The sequence below is a fragment of the Streptomyces sp. NRRL B-1140 genome (genome assembly GCF_001280065.1).
Classification (GTDB): Bacteria; Actinomycetota; Actinomycetes; order Streptomycetales; family Streptomycetaceae; genus Streptomyces.
In genome coordinates this window covers 1-22,593 of sequence record NZ_LGEA01000112.1, presented here as the reverse complement: position 1 = coordinate 22,593, position 22,593 = coordinate 1, and the positions used below count along the sequence as shown (strand labels likewise).

Here is a 22,593-nt window from a genome sequence, read left to right as displayed (position 1 = left end):
GGCGCCACGCCTCCTTAGCCCAGATCCCGCTCACGGTGCGTGCGGGTTCCAGGGAGCATGCACGAGGCACCGCCCGTAACGCAATGGTTGCTGCGCTGTACAGGCGGTTTGCACGGGATTCAATGACCTGCGGGGCGACCCGGTCAGCCAGTGACCGACGCCCCTGCCGCGCGTTGAACCCCGTGAGTCACGCCCCAGGGAGCACGCATGTCCGCACCACGCCCCGCCGCCGAGGTGGACCACGCGGCCCCGCCGTCGCGGGACACCGCGACGGATGTGGTTCGCTGGGCCGCCTTCAGCTGCCTGCTCGTCCCGGTGGTACTCCTCGGTTACGGCGCCTCGCTCGCCGGTGCCGTCGGCACGGCCCTCGGGCTCGCCGCCGTCACGGGCGCCTGCCGGGTCCTGCTGCGCCAGTCCGAGCGCGGCGCGGCCCGGCTCGCGGCCGAGGACCGGGCACCCCACCGGGGCCGGCGGCACCGCACCGGAACGGGGTCGCACCGTGGCGGACGGCACACCGGGGGAGATACACCGGTCGGCTGACCGGTTTCCGCGCACACACACAGCGCTTTTCAGCCAACTTCTCGTACCTGTGCATCACCCCGTCCGACCACCCCCCGGCCCCCGTTCGACCTGCACGGAAAGGGCCTCGGGGGGTCTGCGCACCCTACGTGGATTAGCCACCGCGACGAGGCGCACTTCCCTGCACGGCCCACGAGTGCAACGCTTCGTGATCGAATGCTTCACGCCAAGTTGCCAAGTCGACAATGCGCCGAGTGGTGAACCGGCCACTTCGGCACAACGGCACACAGTAGATTCGATCTTGACTGTCTACGGCGGGGGACTCGTGCAGGACCGAGGGGAAACGTGCAGGAGCGACACAACCGAGGAGCCGCGACCAACGAGGGGGGCTTAGCAGTATGAGCCACGACTCCACTGCCGCGCCGGAAGCCGCGGCCCGGAAGCTGTCCGGGCGACGCCGCAAGGAGATCGTCGCGGTGCTGCTGTTCAGCGGCGGCCCCATCTTCGAGAGTTCCATACCGCTGTCGGTGTTCGGGGTTGACCGCCAGGACGCCGGCGTACCGCGCTACCGCCTCTTGGTGTGCGGTGGCGAGGAAGGTCCGCTACGGACCACCGGGGGACTCGAACTCACCGCACCACATGGCCTGGAAGCGATCTCGCGCGCGGGCACGGTCGTCGTACCGGCCTGGCGCTCGATCACTTCTCCGCCACCGGAGGAGGCGCTCGACGCACTGCGCCGCGCCCACGAGGAGGGCGCCCGCATCGTCGGACTGTGCACCGGCGCCTTCGTGCTCGCGGCGGCCGGCCTGCTGGACGGCCGTCCCGCGACGACGCACTGGATGTACGCACCGACGCTGGCCAAGCGCTACCCGTCGGTGCACGTGGATCCGCGTGAGCTGTTCGTCGACGACGGCGACGTGCTGACGTCGGCGGGCACCGCGGCGGGCATCGACCTGTGCCTGCACATCGTGCGCACGGACCACGGGAACGAGGCGGCCGGGGCCCTGGCCAGGCGGCTCGTCGTGCCGCCGCGCCGCAGCGGCGGGCAGGAGCGCTACCTCGACAGGTCTTTACCCGAGGAGATCGGCGCCGACCCGCTCGCCGAGGTCGTCGCCTGGGCACTGGAGCACCTCCACGAACAGTTCGACGTGGAGACACTGGCGGCACGCGCGTACATGAGCCGGCGTACGTTCGACCGCCGCTTCCGCTCACTGACCGGGAGCGCTCCGCTGCAGTGGCTGATCACCCAGCGGGTCCTGCAGGCGCAGCGTCTGCTGGAGACGTCGGACTATTCGGTCGACGAGGTGGCGGGGCGCTGCGGCTTCCGGTCGCCGGTCGCCCTGCGCGGGCACTTCCGCCGCCAGCTGGGTTCGTCCCCGGCCGCGTACCGGGCTGCGTACCGTGCCCGGCGTCCGCAGGGCGAGCGTCCCCAGGAGACCGAGAGCGCACCGGGCGGCCCCGGTTCCGGCATGCCGGGCCATCCGGGCCACGCCGGGCACCCGGGCCAGTCCGGCCAGGCACCGGCCGCACTGCACCCGGAGCACCCGGTGCCGCTGCAGTCCCGCCGTACGGCGGCGGCGAGCGCGGTCGGCCAGTCCCCGGCCCTGTCGGCGAGTCTGCCCGGGCAGCGCAGCGCGCCGTGAACCGGTAGCCGCAGCCGCGGGGCCCGCGGGGAGCACGCCTCCCGCGGGCCCTGCGGCTTTCGCGGTACGGGCGGCCCGGCCGGAGGCGGCGGGCCGTAAGGTTAGACACATGAACGATCGCATGGTGTGGATCGACTGCGAGATGACCGGCCTCTCGCTGTCGGACGACGCGCTCATCGAGGTGGCCGCCCTCGTGACCGACTCCGAGCTGAACGTGCTCGGGGACGGCGTGGACATCGTCATCCGGCCGCCGGACCAGGCGCTGGAGACGATGCCGGACGTGGTGCGCCAGATGCACACCGCCTCCGGGCTGCTCGAGGAGCTCGCCGCGGGGACCACCCTGAAGGACGCCGAGGACCAGGTCCTGACGTACGTGAGGGAGTTCGTCAAGGAGCCGGGCAAGGCGCCGCTGTGCGGGAACTCCGTCGGCACGGACCGCGGCTTCCTGCTGCGCGACATGCCGACGCTGGAGAACTACCTCCACTACCGGATCGTCGACGTGTCCTCGGTCAAGGAGCTGGCGCGCCGCTGGTATCCGCGGGCGTACTTCAACAGCCCGCAGAAGAACGGCAACCACCGGGCGCTTGCCGACATCCGCGAGTCGATCGCGGAGCTGCGGTACTACCGCGAGGCCGTGTTCGTCCCGCAGCCCGGGCCCGACTCGGACACCGCGAAGACGATCGCGGCGAAGCACGTTCTGCCCGCTCAGTAGGCGGGGCGGGGCCCGTCGGGGGCGGCGCGGAGAAAGCCGTGCGCGAGCACCCCTTCGGACCCTGTACACTTTTTCTCGGCCGGTCAGGGAAGTCACTGACCTCCAAGCCGGTCATGGTGGGTGTAGCTCAGCTGGTAGAGCACCTGGTTGTGGTCCAGGATGCCGCGGGTTCAAGTCCCGTCACTCACCCTGAGTAATCAGCCGGTGGCTTCGTGAAGAAGCCACCGGCTGAAGCTTTTTGCGCGCCTCTCCGGGGCGGCGCGGCGGGCTGGCTACGGTCAGCGGCATGGACGGTCGACGCCCGGGGTGGCGCGCGTGTGTGCTCAGCGGGGCGGTGTTCGCCGTCTGCATGGCCGGCACCACGCTGCCGACCCCCCTCTATCCCCTCTACCAGGACAAGTTCGGCTTCTCCGAGCTGACGGTGACCGTGGTGTACGCCCTGTACGCCTTCGCCGTGATCGGTGTACTGCTGCTGGTCGGCAACGCCTCGGACGCCGTGGGCAGGCGCCCGGTGCTGCTGTGCGGCCTGGCCTTCGCGGCGTTGAGCGCCGTCTGCTTCCTGAGCGCCGGCGGTCTCGGCTGGCTCTACGCGGGGCGGCTGCTGTCGGGGCTGTCCGCCGGGCTGTTCACCGGGGCCGCCACGGCGTACGTGATGGAGCTGGCGCCGGAGGGCGGCGCCTCGCGGGCCACGTTCGTGGCGACCGCGGCCAACATGGGCGGGCTGGGCTGCGGTCCCTTGCTTTCGGGACTTCTCGCCGAGTACGCACCCTGGCCGCTGTATCTGCCGTTCGTCACCCACCTCGCCCTGGTGGCAGCCTCGGCCGCCGTCCTGCTGTGGCTCGTTGAGACGGTCCGCGAACGGCAGCCGCTGCGCGCCGTACGCCCGCAGCGCCCCGCGCTGCCCCAGCAGGTGCGGGCGGTGTTCGGGCCCGCCGCCACCGCCTCCTTCGCCGGATTCGCCCTGTTCGGGGTGTTCACCTCCGTCAGCCCGGCCTTCCTCGCGGGGTCCCTGGACGTGGACGACCACGCCGTGAGCGGGCTGATCGTCGCGCTGGCCTTCTTCTCGTCGACGGCCGGGCAACTGGCGGTCGGCCGGGTCGGTGCCCGGCGTTCCCTGCCGCTGGGGTGCGCCGGTCTGCTCGCCGGTCTCGCGCTGCTCGCCGGTGCGCTGCGGTGGGACCAGATGGCCCTGCTGATCGCGAGCGCGCTCGTGGGCGGGACCGGCCAGGGCCTGGCGTTCCGCGGTGCCCTGTCCGACGTGGCCGAGGCCTCTCCCGCACACCAGCGCGCGGCGGTGATCTCGACCCTGTTCGTGGTGGCCTACGCGGGCATCTCCGTGCCGGTGATCGGCGTCGGCCTGCTGACCGGTCCGGTCGGCCTGGAGGGAGCGGGGCTGGTGTTCATCGCGTGCATGGCGGTGCTGGTGGTGACGGCGGCGGTGTACCTGGTGCGCCGGGCGGCAGCAACCCGGGTGTGAGCGCGTGCGATCGTGAGGCCCATGGGTGAGCTGGTGGAACGGGTGGACGAGCGGGACCGGGTCGTCGGGGTGGTCGACCGGGACGAGGCGATCCGCAACGGCTGGCCGCACCGGGTCGCGACGACGGCCTGCCGGGACGCGCGGGGGCGGGTGCTGGTGCACCGCCGGTCGGAGCACCTGTCCCGCTTCCCCGGCCACCACGACTGGCTGATCGGCGGGGGCGTCGCGGTCGGCGAGTCGTACGAGGAGGCGGCGGCCCGCGAGCTGGCGGAGGAGCTGGGCGTCCGGGCGCGGGTGCGGTTCGTGTTCTCGTTCCTGTGCCGTGGGGCGATCAGCCCGTACTGGCTCGGGGTGCACGAGGCCGTCGTGCCGGAGCGCCTCGCCCCCGACCCGTCCGAGATCGCCTGGCACGGCTGGTTCAGCGAGGCGGAGTTCCGGGAGGCGATCCGGGAACGGCTGTTCGTGCCCGACGGTCTGGATGCCCTGCGCCGTCACCCCGGACTCTGCTCACCGACCGCCACGCGGCCGCCAACTCCGCCACACTGCTGAACCGTTCAGGCGGATCGGCCCACACGGCCCGTTCGCCGACCGCCAGTTGTTCCGCCGTGCCGCGCCACGCGCGCTCCTCGTCGCCCGCGTCCAGCAGGAGACGGAGGGCGCGGCCCAGGGCGTGGACCGTCGTGCGGGTGCCGACGCGAGAGCCGCGCCCCCACTCCGCCGCGGAACACCTCCCCCACCGTCCGCAGGTACGGCCAGGGCCTGTCGTTCAAATCACGCCGCAGACGCGGGGCCTGGCCCGCACATCTGCCGCGTTGTCGTCACTCGGTGACATCCAGGAGCGGATGGCCCCTCACGACGACGACCGGGACACCAGCTCCGTGGCCAGGACCATCTGCCGGCGCTCCAGGCCCCGGGACGCCGGCGGTCGGCGGTCGGCGACCTCGGTGAGCAGGAGGTCTGTCATCCGGCGGCCCATCTCCTCGATCGGCTGGCGGACGCTGGTCAGGGGTGGCTCCATGTGGCGGGCGATGGCGGAGTCGTCGTAGCCGACGAGCGCCACGTCCTCCGGGATACGGCGGCCCGCGTCGCGCAGTGCCCGGCGGGCGCCGGACGCGGTGACGTCGGAGGCGGCGAAGACCGCGTCGATGTCGGGGTGGCGCTCCAGCAGGGCCGCCATGGCGCGGTGCCCGCCCTCCTCGGTGAAGTCCCCCGCCTCGATCAGCCCCTCGTCGACCCCGAGGCCGGCGTCGCGCATGGCCTCGCGGTAACCGTCGACACGGCGCTGGGCGCCGTAGACGTCGAGGCGGCCGGTGATGTGGGCGATCCGGCTGCGGCCCCGGGACAGCAGGTGTTCGACGGCCTGGCGGGCACCGCCGAAGTTATCCGAGTCGACCGACGGCAGGGTCTCCGCCGCCGAGCGCGGACCACTGATCACCGCCGGGATCTCCAGCTGCGCGAGCAGGTCGGGCAGGGGGTCGTCGGCGTGCACCGAGACCAGCAGGACGCCGTCCACGCGGTGGGCCGCCAGGTACTGGGCGAGCCGGGCGCGTTCCCGGTCACTGCCCGCGAAGATCAGCAGCAGCTGCATCTCCGTGTCGGACAGCGCCGCCCCGACACCCTTCAGCATGTCCGAGAAGTACGGCTCCGCGAAGAACCGGGTCTCCGGCTCGGGCACGACCAGTGCGATCGCGTCCGTACGGTTGGCGGCCAGGGCGCGGGCAGCGGTGTTGGGGACGTAACCGAGCTCCGCGACCGCCGCCTCGACGGCGGCGCGGGTCGCGTCGCTGACCCGGGGCGAACCGTTGATCACCCGCGAGACGGTGCCGCGGCCGACACCGGCGCGCGCCGCCACCTCTTCGAGGGTGGGCCGGCCACCACTTCGGCCCCGCGCTCCGTGGGTTGCCATGGGCTCCGCCTTCCCGTTCACACCCGCACTCTGCGACTGGCCTGGAATTTAACAGGCCCGTCAGCCGTGACGGCCGAAGCCGGGTGCTTGCCGCCCCGGCCTTCCGCTTCCGCCGGACGAGCCGTGCCACCGGCGGTCCGACTGGCTCGATTCAACCGGCCCGGGAGCCAACCGGGTCCTTCCCGGGTCCAGTTAACAGCCCGATAACTGAACGCATCTCTCCTTGTCCGGTCCCTTGACACCCCCGCCGCGACCGGGGACTCTTCAACACATCACTCGTGGGAGCGCTCCCACACTACCTGACACATACACAACCCGCACGTTCCCCGCCCGAGCCTTAAGCGCGTAGAACGGTCCGACACAGCAGTTGGCCGGGGGGTCGGCACGTCAGGGCAACAGGAGGACGACATGCGAGCACGCATCCGAACCGCCCGCAAGGCGATGGTCGTGGCAGCCGTCGCATCGCTGGGCGCCGGGCTGCTGGCCGGCTGTGCCGACGACGGCGGAAACGACGGCTCCTCGTCGGGCGGCGGCAGCGGCGGCAGCGGCGGCAAGACCAAGATCACCCTGGGGCTCTTCGGCACCTTCGGGTTCGAGGAGGCCGGCCTCTACAAGGAGTACGAGAAGCTCCACCCGGACGTCGACATCCAGCAGACGGTCGTCGAGCGGAACGAGAACTACTACCCCACGCTGGTCAACCACCTGACCACCAACAGCGGCCTGCAGGACATCCAGGGCGTCGAGGTCGGCAACATCGCCGAGATCGTCAAGACCCAGTCCGCGAAGCTGCTGGACCTCTCCAAGTACGGCAAGAAGAGCGACTACCTGGAGTGGAAGTGGCAGCAGGCCACCACCGAGGACGGCCAGACCGTCGGCCTGGGCACGGACGTCGGCCCGATGGCCATCTGCTACCGCAAGGACCTCTTCGCGAAGGCCGGTCTGCCCACCGACCGCGAAGAGGTCGCCAAGCTGTGGGCCGGTGACTGGAACAAGCTCGTCCAGGTCGGGGAGGACTACAAGAAGAAGGCACCGAAGGGCACCACGTTCCTCGACTCCCCCGGCGGTCTGCTCCAGGCGATCCTCAGCAGCGAGAAGGACCGCTTCTACGACTCCTCCGGCAAGGTCATCTACAAGTCGAACCCGGCGGTGAAGGCCGCCTTCGACCTCACCGCCAAGGCGGCCAAGGACGGACTGATCGGAAACCAGACACAGTTCCAGCCCGCCTGGGACACCACGATCGCCAACAGCAAGTTCGCGGCGATGTCCTGCCCGCCGTGGATGCTCGGTTACATCAAGGGCAAGTCGAAGCCGGAGGCCAAGGGCAAGTGGGACGTGGCCGCGTCGCCGAAGTCCGGCAACTGGGGCGGTTCCTTCCTGGCGGTTCCCAAGTCGGGCAAGAACGCCGAGGAGGCCGCGAAGCTGGCCGCCTGGCTGACCGCGCCCGAGCAGCAGGCCAAGCTGTTCGCCGTGCAGGGCAGCTTCCCGAGCACTCCGGCCGCCTACGAGTCGGAAGCGGTGAAGAACGCCAAGAACGAGATGACCGGTGACGCACCGATCGGCACCATCTTCGCCGCGGCCGCCAAGAGCAGCCCGGTGCAGACGATCGGCCCGAAGGACCAGATCATCCAGCAGGGCCTGACGGACAACGGCGTCATCCTCGTCACCCAGGGCAAGTCGCCCAAGGAGGCCTGGAACACGGCCGTCAAGACCATCGACAACAACCTGGACCAGTGACCGGAATGGCGACCAGGCACGACACCGCCGCGCCCCCCGTGAAGGAGGGGGGCGCGGCCCCGGGCCGCCCGCCGGCCGACGCAGAGGCGGCGAGCAAGAGGCGCGCCCGGCTCTCCCGTCGCTGGCAGCGCGACATGCGGTGGAGCCCGTACGCGTTCGTCTCGCCGTTCTTCCTGCTCTTCCTCGCGTTCGGCCTGTTCCCGCTGCTGTACACCGGCTGGGCCTCGCTGCACCAGGTGGAGCTGACGGCGCCCACGGACATGTCCTGGGTGGGCCTGCGCAACTACACCCGCATCTTCGACGACGACTTCTTCTGGAACGCGGCGAAGAACACGCTGACCATCGGCATCATCTCCACGGTTCCGCAGCTGCTGATGGCCATGGGTCTGGCGCACATCCTCAACTACAAACTGCGCGGCTCAACCTTCTACCGCGTGGTGATGCTGGCCCCTTACGCCACGTCGATCGCCGCCGCCTCCCTGGTCTTCGTGCTGCTCTTCGGGCGTGACTACGGGATGATCAACTGGGCGCTGAACGCCGTCGGCATCGATCACATCGACTGGCAGAACGACAAGTGGCCGTCGCAGATCGCCGTGTCCAGCATCATCATCTGGCGCTGGACGGGCTACAACGCCCTGATCTACCTGGCCGCGATGCAGGCGATCCCCCAGGACCTGTACGAGTCGGCGGCACTGGACGGAGCCAGCCGCTGGCGGCAGTTCCTCCACGTCACGCTGCCCTCGCTGCGTCCGACGATCCTGTTCACGGTCGTGGTGTCGACCATCGGCGCCTCGCAGGTGTTCGGTGAGCCGCTGCTGTTCGACGCGAACAAGGGCGCCTCCGGCGGGTCCCAGCACCAGTTCCAGACGCTCGGTCTTTACCTGTACGAGCAGGGGTGGGTCAACCAGCACCTGGGCCGGGCCTCCGCCATCGCCTGGACGATGTTCCTGATCCTCATCGTGATCGGGATCGTCAACTACGTCATCTCGCGCCGGCTGCGCGCCAGTAGCTAAGGAGAACCGGCCGTGACGACGACCCTGACGAAACCCCCGGCCGACGCGGTCCCCGAGCCGCCGAAGCGGTCACGCGGCATGAAGGCGGCACGCGCGGGCGGGCAGATGCACGCCGGCCCGGTGGCGTACGTCATCCTCGCCCTGTTCACCGTCATCTCGCTGTTCCCGCTGGTGTGGACGGCGATCGCCGCCTCGCGCGACAACCAGCGCCTGGCGCAGACCCCGCCGCCCTTCTGGTTCGGCTCCGGCCTCTTCGACAAACTCGAAGTGGCCTGGACGGACGCCAACCTGGGCGAGGCGTTCTTCAACACCACTCTGGTGGCGGGCATTTCGTCGTTCACCATCGTGTTCCTGTCGACGATCGCCGGGTTCGCCTTCGCCAAGCTGCGCTTCAAGGGCCGCGGCGCGGCGATGCTGGTGGTGATCGGCACGATGATGGTGCCCCCGCAGCTCAGCATCATCCCGCTGTACATGATGGTCGCCAAGCTCGACTGGACGGACCAGCTCCAGGCCGTGATCTTCCCGTCGCTGGTGAGCGCGTTCGGTGTGTTCTTCATGCGGCAGTACCTCATCCAGGCGCTGCCCGACGAGATCATCGAGGCGGCCCGCGTCGACGGGGCGAGCAGCTGGCGTGTGGTGTGGCATGTGGTGTTCCCCACCGCGCGGCCCGCGATGGCCGTGCTGGGAATGCTGATGTTCGTGCAGACCTGGAACGACTTCCTGTGGCCGTTCCTGGTGCTGACGCAGACCGGCAACCCGACCGTGCAGGTCGCGGTCGCGGGTCTGGGCCGCGGCTACACCCCCGACCAGTCCCTGATCATGGCGGGCGCCCTGCTGGGCACCCTGCCGCTGCTGATCGTCTTCGCGATCTTCGGCAAGCAGATCGTCGGCGGCATCATGCAGGGCGCGGTCAAGGGCTGATCGCCGTTTCCCAGGGGCCGAGCCACAGCCGCCTCGGCCCCTTTCCCCCTCCCCCTCCACTTCTCTCCACTCGGTCCCCACGACCCCCTTTTGGGAGCGCTTCCATGCCTGACTCCGAGAACCCGGCCACTCCGGTGACCTTCCCGCCCGCCTTTCTGTGGGGCGCGGCGACGTCCGCGTACCAGATCGAGGGTGCGGTGCGGGAGGACGGCCGGACGCCGTCGATCTGGGACACCTTCAGCCACACGCCGGGCAAGACCGTCGGCGGCGACCACGGTGACATCGCTGTCGACCACTACCACCGCTACCGCGACGACGTGGCGCTGATGGCGGAGCTGGGCCTGGGCGCCTACCGCTTCTCCATGTCGTGGTCGCGCGTGCAGCCGACCGGCCGGGGTCCGGCCGTGCAGAAGGGTCTGGACTTCTACCGGCGGCTGGTGGACGAGCTGCTGGCCAAGAACATCAAGCCGGCCATCACGCTGTACCACTGGGACCTGCCGCAGGACCTGGAGGACGCGGGCGGCTGGCCGGAGCGCGACACGGCGTACCGGTTCGCCGAGTACGCGCAGATCGCCGGCGAGGCGCTGGGCGACCGGGTGGAGCAGTGGATCACGCTCAACGAGCCGTGGTGCAGCGCGTTCCTGGGGTACGCCTCCGGGGTGCACGCCCCGGGCCGTACGGACCCGGCGGCCTCGCTGCGTGCCGCGCACCATCTGAATCTGGCGCACGGGCTGGGCGCGTCCGCGCTGCGCTCGGTGATGCCGGCCCGCAACACGGTGGCGGTGAGCCTCAACTCCTCGGTGGTCAGGCCGCTGTCACAGGACCCGGCGGATCTGAACGCGGTCCGCAGGATCGACGACCTGGCCAACGGTGTGTTCCACGGGCCGATGCTGCACGGGGCCTACCCGGAGTCGCTGTACGTGGCGACCGCGGGACTGACGGACTGGAGTTACGTCCTCGACGGCGACCTGGAGCTGATCAACCAGCCGCTGGACGCGCTGGGTCTGAACTACTACACGCCGGCGCTGGTCTCGGCGGGGGACGTGTCGGCGAAGGCGCCGCGTGCCGACGGCCACGGGGCGAGCGACCACTCGCCGTGGCCGGCCGCCGACGACGTCGCGTTCCACCAGACGCCGGGAGAGCGCACGGAGATGGGCTGGACGATCGATCCGACCGGCCTGCACGAGCTGATCATGCGCTACACGCGTGAGGCGCCGGGCCTGCCGCTGTACATCACCGAGAACGGCGCGGCCTACGACGACAAGATCGATTCCGACGGACGGGTGCACGACCCGGAGCGGGTCGCCTACCTGCACGGCCACCTCTCGGCGGTCCGCCGCGCGATCGCCGACGGCGCGGACGTGCGGGGCTACTACCTATGGTCCCTGATGGACAACTTCGAGTGGGCGTACGGCTACGGCAAGCGCTTCGGCGCGGTCTACGTGGACTACGCGACGCTGGAGCGCACGCCGAAGACGAGCGCCCTGTGGTACGGCCGGGCGGCACGCACCGGCACACTGCCCGAGGTCGAGGCGGTCTGACCGACGGGGGACGGGGGGCGCGGCACGATTAGGGGAGTGCCGCGCCCCTCGGGGCCGCCGGGTTTCAGAGGAGGCCGGGCTCAGCCCTTGTTGGCGCCCAGGGTCAGACCGCTGACGAACTGGCGCTGGAGCGCGAAGTACACGATCAGGGTCGGGATCGCGGTGAGCAGGGCGCCGGCTGCGACGAGGTTGGGGTCGGTGAAGTACTGGCCGGAGAGGTTGTTCAGCGCCGAGGTGATCGGCATGTTCTCGCCGGTGGAGATCAGGACGATGGCCCAGAAGAAGTCGTTGTAGATCCAGATGGAGAGCAGGGTGGCGAGGGCGGCCATCGCCGGCTTGCACAGCGGCAGCACGATCTGCCAGTACAGCCGCCAGACGGAGGCGCCGTCGACCAGGGCGGCCTCGGTGAGCTCGTGCGGCAGCGAGCGCATGTAGTTGCTCAGCACGAACGCGCAGAACCCGGACTGGAACGCCACGTGGATCAGCACCAGGCCGAGCGCGGAGTCGTACAGCTTGCCGCTCATGGTGATGCCGGGCAGGTCGATGAGCAGGTAGAGCCGGTACAGCGGGGTGATGATGACCTGCTGGGGCAGCAGGTTGCCGGCCGTGAAGACCAGCAGCAGGAACAGGTTGAGCCGGAAGTCGAAGCGGCTGACGTAGAAGGCGACCATCGACGACAGCAGCAGCGTCAGCAGCACGGCCGGGACCGCGATCAGCAGCGTGTTGCCGAAGTAGTGGAGCATCTCCGACTGCTCGAAGGCGTTGGTGAAGTTGTCGAACGTGAGCTTGTCGGGCCAGGAGACGTAGCCCTTGGTGCTGGTCTCCGCGTACGGCCGCATCGCCGCGAGCAGGGCCCACAGCAGGGGCGCGAGCCAGGCCAGCGCCGTGACGACGAGGAAGGTGTGCAGCAGGATCCGGGCGGGGCGGACCGGGGTGCGCTGCTTGACCGGTGCGCCAGAGTCCGAAGGAGCGGCGCGAAGCGCCACGTTCAGGGTGGTGGTGGGCGACGGGTGGGAGCTCATGCGCGCCGCTCCTTCCGGAAGGTGGCGATCAGGTAGGGAATGATCACCGCGAGCGAGATCACCAGCAGGACGACGGCGATCGCGGAGCCGTACCCGATGCGGCTGGACTCGCCGATGATGTTGTTGGTCACCAGGATCGACAGCAGCTCGGTGCCCTGGGCGCCCTTGTTGAAGACGAAGACCAGGTCGAAGGCGCGCAGCGCCTCGATGATCGTGACGACCAGGACGACGGTGTTGGTCGGGCGCAGCGTCGGGAAGATGACGTTCTTGAACGTCTGCCACTCACTGGCGCCGTCCAGGGCGGAGGCCTCGCGCAGGGCGGGGTCGACGCTCTTCAGACCGGCAAGGTAGAGGATCATCATGTAGCCGGCGTGCCGCCAGGAGGCGGCGACGAGGATGGCCCACAGGTTGAGGTCCGGGTCGCCGATCCAGTCGATGTAGTGGCCGGGCTTGTTGGCGCCGATGATGCTGTTGATCAGGCCCGTGTCCGGGTTGTAGATCAGCTGCCAGACGAACCCGATGACCGCCAGCGACATCACGACCGGCAGGAAGAACGCCGTCTGGTAGACGCGGCTGAAGCGGATCTTCTTGTCCAGCTGCACGGCGAGGAACAGGCCGAAGGGCGTGGGCAGCAGGATGAGCACCACGAACCAGATGACGTTGTGCTCTACGGCGGGCCAGAACTGCGGGTTGCTGGTGAACAGTTCCCGGAAGTTCTGCAGTCCGACCCACTTGATGGAGCCGAAGCCGATGCCGTCCCAGGTGGTGAAGGCCAGCGCGATCGAGGCGAGGGCCGTCAGCCACACCAGGGCGACGTGCAGGATGGTGGGCACGCCGGCCATCAGGCCGAGCGTGAGGCGGTCGCGGCGGGTGAGCAGACGCCGGTGGCCGTGCGGCACCTTGGCGGGCGGGGGTGTGGGGGCGGGCCCCGGGGCCGGCTGGGTGGCCGGCTCCGGAGCCTTCGCGGGGGTGGCGGTCATGTGGGGATCCGACTCGTCGAGTCTCCGTTCCGAGAGGGGCGATCAGGAGGAGGCGAAGATCGTCTTCTTCTGGCGTTCGATCGACGAGAGGATGCTGTCGACGTTCTTGGGGTTGCGGATGAAGTTCTGCAGCGCCGGCTGCATCACCGTGGACGTGAAGTCCGGGCGGGAGTCGCGGTCCATGAACTGGGTGAGGCTCTTGGCGCCGGAGATCATCTCGAAGCTCTTCTTCTGCAGCGCGGTGTAGCTGGAGGTGTCGGCCTTGGTGGAGGCGGCCACCACGCTGGAGTCGGCCTTGAGGTAGATCTGCTCGGCCTCGGGCGTGCCCAGGTACTCCAGGAGCTTGATCGCGCCGTCGCGGTTCTTCGGGGCCTTGGAGAGCATGAAGCCGTCGGTGGGCGCCTCGACGGTGTCCTGCCCGAACTGCGGGTCGATCTCCGGGAAGGCGAAGAAGTCGAGGTCGTCGAGGTCGGCCTTGTTGGTGAACTGCTGGCCGACGAACGTACCCAGCAGGTACATGCCGGCCTTCTTGGCCACCAGCGACTGTGCCGCGTCCTGCCAGGTGCGGCCGACCGCGCCCTCCTGGTGGTAGGGCAGGATCTCCGTCCAGTGGTCGAAGACCTTGCGCACCTTGGCATCCGTCCAGGAGGCCTTGCCGGCCATCAGCTCGACGTGGAAGTCGTAGCCGTTGGTGCGGAAGTTGATCTGGTCGAAGGTGCCCATGGCGGGCCAGGCGTCCTTGTCGCCGAAGGCGATCGGGACCAGCCCGTCCTTCTTCATCCGCTTGCACAGGGCGACGAAGTCGTCCCAGGTCGTGGGCACCTGGTAGCCGTGCTGCGCGAACACGCTCTTGCGGTAGAAGACGGCCCACGGGTACGTGTACAGCGGCACGAAGTAGTACTTGCCGTCCTCGCCCTTGCTGAGCTTCTGCATCGCCGGGGGGAAGTTGCCGCTGACCTTCTGCCACACGTCGTCGATCGGGGAGGCGAGCTTCTTCGACGCGAAGAACTGCATGCGGTAGCCGGCGAACCAGGTGAACACGTCGTCGGGGGTGCCCTGCAGGTAGGAGTTGATCTGCTCCTGGAACGTGTTGTGGTCCTTGGTGTTCACGTCGACCTTGATGCCGGACTTCTTGGTGAAGGCGGCGTAGATCTCGGCGAACGCCTTCTTCGGCACGGCGTCGGACGAGTTGGAGCCGAGGCTGACCGTCTTCGGGTCGGCGGACGAACCGCTGCCGCCGCAGGCGCTCAGCAGGGGTATCCCGGCGCCCAGCAGGGCCGCGCCGCCCACGCCGCGCAGCAGGGTGCGGCGGCTGGGAGCGGAGAGGGAAAGACCGGAGGGAGAGAGGTCGTGCATGAACTGCTCCTGAAGGCAGGGTCCGGCCATGAGGGTGTGGCGTGAAATCCAGTCGCAATCGACCAGAAACCAACTTGACCGAACACGGTGGCGCAATGACAGCCGGATGTCCGGTCACACGTCAAGAGCCGTCGCCTTCATTTGTCGAAACGTGACCGTCCCGTGAAGACGCGGTTTCGGGAATGCTCAGCGGGACCGGGAGCGGTTGTACACGGCAGCGAGCCTGCCGGGGCGGCGCCGCCGCATCTGCCGGTGCCCGCCGCCGGCCGGGGCGCGGCCGGCCGGCTGGATCCAGATCCGCACCTCGGCCCCGCCGAGCACCGAGGAGCCGATCCGTACGTCCCCGCCGGTGGACTCCGCGAGCCGGCGCACGATGTCCAGGCCGAGTCCGGTGGAGCCGTCGCTCCCGGAGCCGCGGCCGCGCGCCATCGCCGTCTCGGGGTCGGGTATGCCCGGACCCGCGTCGGAGACGAGGACGATCACCGCGTCCTCGCCGTTGTGCACGTCGACCGCGAAGGCGGTGCCCTCCGCGGTGTGCCGGAAGACGTTCCCGAGCAGCGCGTCGAGCGCGGCTGCCAGGTCGGCGCGGGCCACGGGTATGCGCACCGGCCGGTCGGCCCCGGCCACCCGCCACTTGCGGCCCTCGTCCTCCGCTAGCGCCGACCAGAACGCCATCCGCTCCCGGACCACCTCGGCCGCGTCGCACCCGGCGCCCGGACCGGCCGCGGCCGTCTGCGGCTTGGCCTCCCGGGCCGTACGGATGATGGTGTCGACCTCACGCTCCAGCTGCTCGACCGCGGTCCGGGTCTGGTCGGCGGCCGGCCCCTCGCCGAGCGAGGCGGTGTTGAGCCGCAGCACGGTCAGGGGCGTGCGCAGCCGGTGGGACAGGTCGGCCGCCAGCTCCCGCTCGTTCGCCAGGAGCTGGACGACCTGGTCGGCCATCGAGTTGAACGCGACCGCCGCGAGCCGCAGCTCGCTCGGGCCTTCCTCGGGCACGCGGGCGCCGAGCCGGCCCTCTCCCAGGTCGTGCGCCCCCTCGACCAGGCGCTGCGCGGGCCGGACCATGCGCACGCCCAGCCGGTCGGCGACCGCGACCGAGCCGAGGATCAGCGCCACCCCGACCGCGGCGAGCACGGCCCAGGCCGTGCCCACGCCGTTGGTGACGTCGGACTCCGGCACGTACACCTCGACGACCGCGATCTTGCCGGTGCTGAGCGCGACCGGCTGGAGCAGCGTCGAGCCACCGGGGACGCCCGTGGTGGAGGCGCGGCCCAGCCTGCGCACGGCCGCGATGTCCTGGTCGGCGGCGCGCCGCCGCCCCAGTTCGAGGGCTTCCTTGCCGCCCCCCGCGGGGAGATGCACGGCCATCCCGGCGTCGGAACCGGCGGCGGCGACGACCCGTTCGAGCTGGTCGCGGTCGGTGGTGATGGACAGGGCCGGGGCGACGGCGGCGGCCTCCCGCTCGGCGTTCGAGAAGGCGCGGTCGCGGGCCATCTCGCGGATGACGAGTCCGAGCGGTACCGCGAAGGCGACCACGACCATGGTGGTCACGGCCAGCGACACCTTGACCAGGGCCCACCTCATCGCGGCGCGCCCGGTGGTTCGAGCTTCACACCGACGCCCCGAAGGGTGTGCAGATAGCGCGGGCTGGCCGCCGTCTCGCCCAACTTCCTCCGCAGCCAGGACAGATGGACGTCGATGGTCTGGTCGTCGCCGTAGGACTGCTGCCACACCTCGGCGAGCAGCTCCCTGCGGGGGACGACGACGCCGGGCCGGCGGGCCAGGAAGGCGAGCAGGTCGAACTCGCGGCGGGTGAGGTCGAGTCGCGCACCGTCCAGCTCGGCCTGACGGCGCAGCGGGTCGACGGTCAGGCCGCCGACCCGGATCGCGGGGGACGGCTCCGCTTCCGCGGCCCCGGAGCGGGCACGGCGCAGCACGGCCGCCATGCGGGCCGAGAGGTGCTCCACCGAGAAGGGCTTGGTCAGGTAGTCGTCCGCCCCGGCGTTCAGCAGCCGGACGATCTCCGTCTCGTCGTCCCGGGCGGTGGCGACGATCACCGGTACGTCCGTAATCCCGCGCAGCATCTTCAGGGCCTCGGACCCGTCGAGATCGGGCAGTCCGAGGTCCAGGATCACCACGTCGAAGCAGACGTGGGCGACCTCGCGCAGCGCCTCCAGTGCCGTCCCGACGCTGCGCACGGTGTGCGAGGCGTCGGTCAGGTGGCGGATCAGCGCCGAGCGTACGAACTGGTCGTCCTCGACCACGAGCACACTTGCCATGCGCCGCACCGTACGCCATCTCGAACAGCCGGGTGGGGGGCTGTGGACAACTGTCCGGCTGGGGACAACGGGCCCCCGCGGGACGCCGTTTGCGGGCCACGCGTGGGGCGCGTGAGGCAGTATGGCCCGCGATGCGCAGAGGACTCGTACACGTACTGGCCTGGCTGCTCGCCACGGGCGCGGCGGTCACGCTGTCGTGGTGGGGTGTCCACACGGTGATGGCGGGCACGGCCTACGACCCGCCGCGCGCGCTGCCCATCAAGGCCGCCGACACGTCGTCCACACGGGAGCCGAAGGCGCCGCCGACCCCGCCGGAACGCACCCCCGCGCCCAAGCGGCGGCAGCCGAGCACGCCTCCGGCGTCCGCCGGCCCGAGCCCCTCCCCCACGCCGTCGGCCGGCACCGCCGCCCCCGCCGCCTCCGGCCGGGTCAGGAGCTACGACACCGACGGCGGCCGGGCGGTCTTCGACCTCGGGAGGACGTCCGCCTCGCTGGTCTCTGCGACGCCCGGGGCGGGCTGGTCGATGCAGGTGTGGAAGACGGAGTCGTGGATCCGCGTGGAGTTCTCCTCGGGCGCGGACCGGGTGTCGGTGTTCTGCACCTGGCACGACGGGCCGCCGCGGGTGGAGATCGGGACCTACTGAGCGCGGTGGGCGGCCGTCGGCACGCGCTGAGCGCCGTGGCCGGTCAGCTGAACACCGACGGCGGCGGTGCCGGTGACGCCACCGCCGCGAGGTCCGTGACGGGTGCGGCCCCGCCGGTGAAGTCGGTGAGGGTCCTGCCGTGTTCGACACGGGCGGGGTGCGGATCGGAGGCGGCGAGGCGGGTCAGCTCGGCCACGGGCAGCGGGTGGTCGGAGGCGACCAGCACGGCGTTTCCGAAGCGCTTGCCGCGCAGCACCGCCGGATCCGCGATCAGCGCGAGCTGCTCGAAGCGGGCGGCGGCCGTGGCGATCTGGCCGCGCAGGTGGGCGAGCGGCGGCCCGTCGGCGAGGTTGGCGGCGTAGACACCGCCGGGCCGGAGCGCCCTGCGCACGTCGTCGAGGAACTCGGTCGAGGTCAGGTGGGCCGGGGTCCGGGCCCCGTCGAACACATCGGTGATGACGAGGTCGGCCCAGCCGTCCGGCACCTTGGCGAGGCCCGCGCGGGCGTCGGTGGAGCGCACCCGTATGCGCGCGTTGGGATCCAAGGGCAGTTCGCGGCGGACCAGTTGGACGAGAGTGCCGTCGCGTTCGACGACCTGCTGGGTGGAGCGGGGCCGGGTGGCGGCGACGTAGCGCGCGAGGGTGAGAGCGCCACCGCCGAGGTGCACGGCGTGCAGGGGCCGTCCGGGCGGGGCGACCAGGTCGATCACATGGCCGAGGCGGCGCTGGTACTCGAAGGACAGGTACGCCGGGTCGTCCAGGTCGACGTGCGACTGCGGAGCCCCGTCGATCACCAGCGTCCAGGCCCGGGCCCGCTCGCGGTCGGGGATGAGCTCGGCGAGCCCGCCGTCGACGCTGACGACGACGGCCTCGGCACCGGCCTGTCTGCGCCGGCCGCCCTTGGACTTTCCCATGGGGCCATTATCGGGGTGGGCCGTCGAGCGGGAGGTACGCTCCGGCCGCCCGGGGTCGAGGGAGCGAGGGGGCGAGGGGCCCGACGGCGGCGAGGTGGCCTCAGCGGCAGCTGTCCGCCGCTCTGATCATCCGGGCGGCCTCCCCCAGGGCCTCGCGCAGCACCGCGGGGTCGGTCGCGAGGTCCGCCTCGCCGGGTGGCAGCAGCCAGTCCGAGCCCTCGACGGGAGGCTCGGGCGTCAGGGCCGGTCCGCGTCCGCCGGTCTCGGTGCAGGTGCTCCCCGGCACGTCCCACGCGGCGGCCGTCCCCGGCGGCACCAGGAAGCCCAGGGTGTCGCCGCCGCCGTCGTGCAGTACGGGGCCCACCGCGTCCACCGGTCCCCGGCGCAGGATGTCGACCGCCTCCAGCCCCTGCCGGGCCGGCACCGTCACCACATCGCAGCCGGCCGCCGGTGCGCCCGGCGGTGTACGAGGATCGCTGATCCGGCTGGTCTCCATCCGGCCTCCACCACGAGAACCCCTGCTTGGACGAGCGGTCGGGAGCGGGGGCCTCCCGGTCCGCGAGGTTCAACGCGGCGAGGTGTCAACGGCTACGGCGGAAGTCAGCCGCAAAGGATGGCAGTTCATGGCAGATCACGCATGAGATATCCGGTTTGTAGCCAAACCCAGCGTGGTGACTCCATCACAGCAGGTACGTTCTTGCTCGCCGGACACGAGCGGACCACGCGGACAACTCACCGCAAGTCGGCCCGCGTCCGGCATGGTTCGACGGTTCGCACGGGAGGACCCGGCCATGGCGTCGTCAACAGTGACCTCGTCTCGACCCAACCGGCCGCCACGGCCGAATCTCGCCTTCCGGCGGCTGCGCGGACAGCGCTCGCCGGCCGAGTTCGCCGCGGCGATCCGCCGGGCCGGGCTCGAGATCGGCGAGCAGGTCAGCTGTGACGCTCGGTACATCGGCCGGGTCGAGGCGGGCGAGATCCGCTGTCCCAACTACGCCTACGAACGGGTGTTTCTGCACATGTTCCCGGGACGCACACTCACCGACCTGGGGTTCGCGCCCCGCTCGTCGGTACGCGGACGCCAGGCGCGCGAGACCGAGGGCGCGCCCCTGCCGCGCTCCGCGAACCGGGCGAACGCCACGAGTGAGACCAGCAGGGAGTGCGATCCGTATGAAACGCGGAACCCGTACGACCCGTACCACCCGCACGACACCTACGAGGAGAGCGACGTGCTACGTCGCGCGTTCATGACCGGCGGAGGCGCCACGGTGGCCGCCGCCTCACTGGGGCCTGTCGGCCTCGCCCGCGACGCCGCGGCGGCGCAGCACCCGGTGCGCCGCCCCGTGCACCGCGCCGGGGCGAGCGACGCGGGCGCCCTGGAAGAAGCCGTCCGCCGGATCCGGCTGCTCGACGACCGGCACGGCGCCGACGGTCTCTACCGCCGCGCCGCCGCCCCGCTGCGTGCCGCCTACGCCCTGCTGGACGCCGGGGCGACCCGCCAGACGACGGCCGACCGGCTCTACTCGGGCGCCGGTGAACTGGCCATCTCGGTGGGCTGGCTGGCGCACGACTCGGGGCGCTTCGACGACGCCCGCTCGCACTACGCGGAGGCCCTGGCGACCGCCCGGATGACCGGGGATCCCGGCCTGGAGGCGCACGCCTTCTGCAACACGGCGTTCCTCGCGCGCGACGCGGGCCGGCCGCGCGAGGCGGTCCGGGCGGCCCAGGCCGCACAGCGCGTCGCCCGGCCCGTGGGCTCGGCCCGGCTGATGTCGCTGCTCGCGCTGCGCGAGGCGGGCGGCTGGGCCGGGCTCGCCGACCGCGTCGGCTGCGAACAGGCACTGGCCCGGGCGCAGGCCTTCTTCGAACGGGGCCCCTCGGACGCAGACCCCGAGTGGATGAGCTTCTACGGAGAGGCCGAACTGGAGGGCCTGGAGGCGCAGTGCTGGTCCACGCTGGGCGACTGGCCCCGGGCGGCCCGGCATGCGCGCCGGGCCGCCGAGCTGCAGGATCCGCACTTCACCCGGAACATCGCCCTGTACACGGCGGAGCTGGCCGACGACCTCGCGCGCGGCGGCCGGCCGGACGAGGCGGCGGTGGCGGGGATGCGGGTGCTGGATCTGCTGGAGGAGGTCCAGTCGTCGCGCGTCCAGATAATGCTGGCGGCGACGGCCCGGGTGCTGCGGCCGCATCGCCGGGCCACCGGGGTGACGGCGTTCCTGGAGAGGCACGCCTCGGCGCCGCGCATGGCTTGAGAACCGGACGTGTCCGGCCTGAGACCTACGCGAGGTGCCCCAGGTCGTTCCAGCTCTCGATCGCCGGCTCTCCGTAGGCCCAGCCCAGCACCGACAGGGACGTCGGGTTCAGTCGTATCCGGGCCGCGAAGTCGATCGGGAGGCCGAGCCACCGCGCCCCGATGGAGCGCAGGATGTGCCCGTGGGCGAAGACCAGGACGTCGCGGTCCTCGGAGCGGGCCCAGGAGACCACCTCGTCGGCGCGTGCCGTGACCTCGGTGAGCGACTCGCCGCCCGGGACGCCGTCGCGCCAGATCAGCCAGCCGGGCCGGACGGCCTGGATGTCCGCCGGGGTCATGCCCTCGTACGCCCCGTAGTCCCACTCCAGCAGCGTGTCCCAGGTCCGGGCGCGGTCACCGAAGCCGGCCAGTTCGCAGGTCTCACGCGCGCGTGCCAGCGGGCTGGTACGCACCTCGACGCCGTCGAGGCCCTCGTACGGCGCCCGGTGCAGGCGCTCGCCGAGCAGCTTGGCGCCGCGCCGGCCCTCCTCCAGAAGGGGCACGTCGGTCCTGCCCGTGTGCTTGCCGGACAGGGACCACTCGGTCTGTCCGTGGCGGGCCAGCAGGATGCGCGCGGCCATGGGAAACCTCTCCGGAAGAACAACGCAAGGGGAACTCCTCCATCATGGCGCACGTCCGCAGGGGGCAACCCGGGGGGCGATCTCTGCGTCTTCGAAGGCCGGAGGCGCACCCCGGTGCGTCCGCCCACGCCGTACAGTGGCACGGCCGAACGGGTTACGCGTGACGACGAAGAAGGGGGAGGACGATCGGATGCCGCACACCGAGACACCGGGCACCGAGGCGGCCCCCGCGCCAAGGCTGCGCTGGTGGACCGAGCTGCCGCTGATCCTTCTGGTGTACGCGTGCTACTCGGCCGGCCGGCTCCTCGCCCGCGGCGACGTCTCCGGCGCCGTCGACAACGGACTGACGATCCTGCGCTTCGAGAAGGCGCTGTACCTCAACTTCGAGCACCCGCTCAACCGCTTCTTCACGCGCGAGGCCTGGATAGGCATACCCGCCGACTTCTGGTACGCGTCGCTGCACTATCTCGTCACCCCGGCGGTGCTGGTGTGGCTCTTCCGCTCCCGGGCCGTGCGCTATCGCGCCGCACGCACCTGGCTGATGACGTCCACCCTCATCGGCCTGATCGGCTTCACACTCCTGCCGACCTGCCCGCCCCGGCTCCTCGACGCGAGCCACGGTTTCGTGGACACCATGGCCCAGTACAGCTCCTACGGCTGGTGGGGAGGCGCGGCGAGCGCGCCGCGCGGCATGGGGAACATGACCAACCAGTACGCGGCGATGCCGAGTCTGCACGTGGGCTGGGCCCTGTGGTGCGGAGTGATGCTGTGGCGCTACGGCGGCACGCGTGCGACGAAGGCGGCCGCGGTCGCCTATCCCCTGATCACGACGATCGTGGTCATGGGCACCGCCAACCACTACTTCCTCGACGCGGTCGCGGGCGCTGCCGTCATGGGCGCCGGGCTGCTGCTGGCACCCGTCGTGATGCGCACCGCGGACCGGATCAAGGTCGGGTTCGTGCGGCCGGTGACCCCGGTCGCGGCGGCCTCCACCACCGGCTCCGCCGCCACGTCTCCCGCCGCCTCCACCACGGACTCCCCCGCCCCGTCTCCCACCGG

21 protein-coding genes and 1 tRNA gene are annotated in these 22,593 nt (G+C 71.0%); 13 read left to right on the top strand and 9 right to left on the bottom strand.

Going from position 1 to position 22,593, the window contains the following annotated elements; genetic code table 11:
- Positions 1–207: 207 nt before the first annotated feature.
- The 6 genes from ADK65_RS25810 to ADK65_RS25785 all read left to right on the top strand — a co-directional run bounded on the left by ADK65_RS25810 (position 208) and on the right by ADK65_RS25785 (position 4,900).
- Positions 208–540 carry a hypothetical protein gene (locus ADK65_RS25810; RefSeq protein ID WP_053673110.1) on the top strand — a complete coding sequence of 111 codons (333 nt, stop codon included), beginning with the start codon at positions 208–210 and terminating at the stop codon, positions 538–540.
- Positions 541–917: 377 nt separating this feature from the next.
- Entirely contained in the window at positions 918–2,162 is a 1,245-nt protein-coding gene (locus ADK65_RS25805; protein WP_053673108.1) for a helix-turn-helix domain-containing protein, read from the top strand.
- A 109-nt stretch (positions 2,163–2,271) separates the two neighbouring features.
- On the top strand, positions 2,272–2,874 hold the full coding sequence (gene orn / locus ADK65_RS25800) for an oligoribonuclease (RefSeq protein WP_053673106.1): 603 nt from the start codon (positions 2,272–2,274) through the stop codon (positions 2,872–2,874).
- Between the two features lie 116 nt (positions 2,875–2,990).
- Positions 2,991–3,063: transfer RNA gene (locus ADK65_RS25795), tRNA-His, on the top strand.
- 97 nt (positions 3,064–3,160) lie between these two features.
- Positions 3,161–4,351 carry an MFS transporter gene (locus tag ADK65_RS25790; RefSeq protein ID WP_053673104.1) on the top strand — a complete coding sequence of 397 codons (1,191 nt, stop codon included), beginning with the start codon at positions 3,161–3,163 and terminating at the stop codon, positions 4,349–4,351.
- Positions 4,352–4,372: 21 nt separating this feature from the next.
- Positions 4,373–4,900, top strand: coding sequence for an NUDIX hydrolase (locus ADK65_RS25785; protein ID WP_053673102.1), 528 nt, complete (start codon positions 4,373–4,375; stop codon positions 4,898–4,900).
- 301 nt (positions 4,901–5,201) lie between these two features.
- Here the strand turns inward: ADK65_RS25785 and ADK65_RS25780 are convergent, their stop codons facing one another.
- Positions 5,202–6,257 carry a LacI family DNA-binding transcriptional regulator gene (locus ADK65_RS25780; protein WP_053673101.1) on the bottom strand — a complete coding sequence of 352 codons (1,056 nt, stop codon included), beginning with the start codon at positions 6,255–6,257 and terminating at the stop codon, positions 5,202–5,204.
- A 408-nt stretch (positions 6,258–6,665) separates the two neighbouring features.
- Between ADK65_RS25780 and ADK65_RS25775 the strand changes: the two genes are divergently transcribed.
- The 4 genes from ADK65_RS25775 to ADK65_RS25760 all read left to right on the top strand — a co-directional run bounded on the left by ADK65_RS25775 (position 6,666) and on the right by ADK65_RS25760 (position 11,466).
- Positions 6,666–7,991, top strand: coding sequence for an ABC transporter substrate-binding protein (locus ADK65_RS25775; protein ID WP_053673099.1), 1,326 nt, complete (start codon positions 6,666–6,668; stop codon positions 7,989–7,991).
- Between the two features lie 5 nt (positions 7,992–7,996).
- Positions 7,997–9,004, top strand: a complete 1,008-nt coding sequence (locus ADK65_RS25770; protein WP_053673097.1) for a carbohydrate ABC transporter permease — start codon at positions 7,997–7,999, stop codon at positions 9,002–9,004.
- A 12-nt stretch (positions 9,005–9,016) separates the two neighbouring features.
- Positions 9,017–9,925 carry a carbohydrate ABC transporter permease gene (locus ADK65_RS25765; RefSeq protein WP_053673095.1) on the top strand — a complete coding sequence of 303 codons (909 nt, stop codon included), beginning with the start codon at positions 9,017–9,019 and terminating at the stop codon, positions 9,923–9,925.
- A gap of 104 nt (positions 9,926–10,029) precedes the next feature.
- Positions 10,030–11,466, top strand: coding sequence for a GH1 family beta-glucosidase (locus ADK65_RS25760; protein ID WP_053673093.1), 1,437 nt, complete (start codon positions 10,030–10,032; stop codon positions 11,464–11,466).
- An 80-nt stretch (positions 11,467–11,546) separates the two neighbouring features.
- On the opposite strand, the gene ADK65_RS25755 is transcribed toward ADK65_RS25760, so the two are convergent.
- The 5 genes from ADK65_RS25755 to ADK65_RS25735 form a co-directional block, all read right to left on the bottom strand.
- A complete protein-coding gene (locus ADK65_RS25755) occupies positions 11,547–12,488 on the bottom strand; it encodes a carbohydrate ABC transporter permease (protein ID WP_053673091.1) in 942 nt (313 codons plus the stop codon).
- On the bottom strand, positions 12,485–13,468 hold the full coding sequence (locus ADK65_RS25750) for a carbohydrate ABC transporter permease (protein ID WP_053673089.1): 984 nt from the start codon (positions 13,466–13,468) through the stop codon (positions 12,485–12,487). The genes ADK65_RS25755 and ADK65_RS25750 overlap by 4 nt, the downstream gene beginning before the upstream one ends.
- A 42-nt stretch (positions 13,469–13,510) precedes the next feature.
- Complete coding sequence (locus tag ADK65_RS25745; protein ID WP_053673087.1) at positions 13,511–14,824, bottom strand: ABC transporter substrate-binding protein; 1,314 nt, start codon at positions 14,822–14,824, stop codon at positions 13,511–13,513.
- A 186-nt stretch (positions 14,825–15,010) separates the two neighbouring features.
- Positions 15,011–16,408 (bottom strand): sensor histidine kinase, encoded by a 1,398-nt coding sequence (locus tag ADK65_RS25740; RefSeq protein WP_053673086.1) that lies wholly within the window; start codon positions 16,406–16,408, stop codon positions 15,011–15,013.
- Entirely contained in the window at positions 16,405–17,103 is a 699-nt protein-coding gene (locus tag ADK65_RS25735; RefSeq protein ID WP_053673084.1) for a response regulator transcription factor, read from the bottom strand. Before ADK65_RS25735 ends, ADK65_RS25740 begins: the two co-directional genes overlap by 4 nt.
- A gap of 131 nt (positions 17,104–17,234) precedes the next feature.
- Between ADK65_RS25735 and ADK65_RS25730 the strand changes: the two genes are divergently transcribed.
- The gene (locus ADK65_RS25730; RefSeq protein ID WP_053673082.1) at positions 17,235–17,747 is read left to right on the top strand and encodes a hypothetical protein; all 513 of its coding nucleotides are present in this window, start codon (positions 17,235–17,237) and stop codon (positions 17,745–17,747) included.
- 43 nt (positions 17,748–17,790) lie between these two features.
- Here the strand turns inward: ADK65_RS25730 and ADK65_RS25725 are convergent, their stop codons facing one another.
- On the bottom strand, positions 17,791–18,660 hold the full coding sequence (locus tag ADK65_RS25725; RefSeq protein ID WP_053673079.1) for a spermidine synthase: 870 nt from the start codon (positions 18,658–18,660) through the stop codon (positions 17,791–17,793).
- Between the two features lie 100 nt (positions 18,661–18,760).
- The gene (locus tag ADK65_RS25720) at positions 18,761–19,156 is read right to left on the bottom strand and encodes a hypothetical protein (RefSeq protein WP_053673077.1); all 396 of its coding nucleotides are present in this window, start codon (positions 19,154–19,156) and stop codon (positions 18,761–18,763) included.
- Between the two features lie 295 nt (positions 19,157–19,451).
- Here ADK65_RS25720 and ADK65_RS25715 point away from each other — a divergent pair, with 295 nt between their 5' ends.
- Positions 19,452–20,915 carry a hypothetical protein gene (locus ADK65_RS25715; protein WP_053673075.1) on the top strand — a complete coding sequence of 488 codons (1,464 nt, stop codon included), beginning with the start codon at positions 19,452–19,454 and terminating at the stop codon, positions 20,913–20,915.
- A 25-nt stretch (positions 20,916–20,940) separates the two neighbouring features.
- On the opposite strand, the gene ADK65_RS25710 is transcribed toward ADK65_RS25715, so the two are convergent.
- Entirely contained in the window at positions 20,941–21,534 is a 594-nt protein-coding gene (locus ADK65_RS25710) for a histidine phosphatase family protein (protein WP_053673073.1), read from the bottom strand.
- 190 nt (positions 21,535–21,724) lie between these two features.
- Here ADK65_RS25710 and ADK65_RS25705 point away from each other — a divergent pair.
- A partial coding sequence (locus ADK65_RS25705) for a phosphatase PAP2 family protein (protein ID WP_053673071.1) occupies positions 21,725–22,593 on the top strand: 869 nt, incomplete at its 3' end.

Coding starts and splice junctions, on each gene's coding strand:
- ADK65_RS25810 (WP_053673110.1), top strand. CDS start 208: ATGTCCGCACCACGCCCCGCCGCCGAGGTGGACCACGCGGCCCCGCCG.
- ADK65_RS25805 (WP_053673108.1), top strand. CDS start 918: ATGAGCCACGACTCCACTGCCGCGCCGGAAGCCGCGGCCCGGAAGCTG.
- orn (WP_053673106.1), top strand. CDS start 2,272: ATGAACGATCGCATGGTGTGGATCGACTGCGAGATGACCGGCCTCTCG.
- ADK65_RS25790 (WP_053673104.1), top strand. CDS start 3,161: ATGGACGGTCGACGCCCGGGGTGGCGCGCGTGTGTGCTCAGCGGGGCG.
- ADK65_RS25785 (WP_053673102.1), top strand. CDS start 4,373: ATGGGTGAGCTGGTGGAACGGGTGGACGAGCGGGACCGGGTCGTCGGG.
- ADK65_RS25780 (WP_053673101.1), bottom strand. CDS start 6,257: ATGGCAACCCACGGAGCGCGGGGCCGAAGTGGTGGCCGGCCCACCCTC.
- ADK65_RS25775 (WP_053673099.1), top strand. CDS start 6,666: ATGCGAGCACGCATCCGAACCGCCCGCAAGGCGATGGTCGTGGCAGCC.
- ADK65_RS25770 (WP_053673097.1), top strand. CDS start 7,997: ATGGCGACCAGGCACGACACCGCCGCGCCCCCCGTGAAGGAGGGGGGC.
- ADK65_RS25760 (WP_053673093.1), top strand. CDS start 10,030: ATGCCTGACTCCGAGAACCCGGCCACTCCGGTGACCTTCCCGCCCGCC.
- ADK65_RS25755 (WP_053673091.1), bottom strand. CDS start 12,488: ATGAGCTCCCACCCGTCGCCCACCACCACCCTGAACGTGGCGCTTCGC.
- ADK65_RS25750 (WP_053673089.1), bottom strand. CDS start 13,468: ATGACCGCCACCCCCGCGAAGGCTCCGGAGCCGGCCACCCAGCCGGCC.
- ADK65_RS25745 (WP_053673087.1), bottom strand. CDS start 14,824: ATGCACGACCTCTCTCCCTCCGGTCTTTCCCTCTCCGCTCCCAGCCGC.
- ADK65_RS25740 (WP_053673086.1), bottom strand. CDS start 16,408: ATGAGGTGGGCCCTGGTCAAGGTGTCGCTGGCCGTGACCACCATGGTC.
- ADK65_RS25735 (WP_053673084.1), bottom strand. CDS start 17,103: ATGGCAAGTGTGCTCGTGGTCGAGGACGACCAGTTCGTACGCTCGGCG.
- ADK65_RS25730 (WP_053673082.1), top strand. CDS start 17,235: ATGCGCAGAGGACTCGTACACGTACTGGCCTGGCTGCTCGCCACGGGC.
- ADK65_RS25725 (WP_053673079.1), bottom strand. CDS start 18,660: ATGGGAAAGTCCAAGGGCGGCCGGCGCAGACAGGCCGGTGCCGAGGCC.
- ADK65_RS25720 (WP_053673077.1), bottom strand. CDS start 19,156: ATGGAGACCAGCCGGATCAGCGATCCTCGTACACCGCCGGGCGCACCG.
- ADK65_RS25715 (WP_053673075.1), top strand. CDS start 19,452: ATGGCGTCGTCAACAGTGACCTCGTCTCGACCCAACCGGCCGCCACGG.
- ADK65_RS25710 (WP_053673073.1), bottom strand. CDS start 21,534: ATGGCCGCGCGCATCCTGCTGGCCCGCCACGGACAGACCGAGTGGTCC.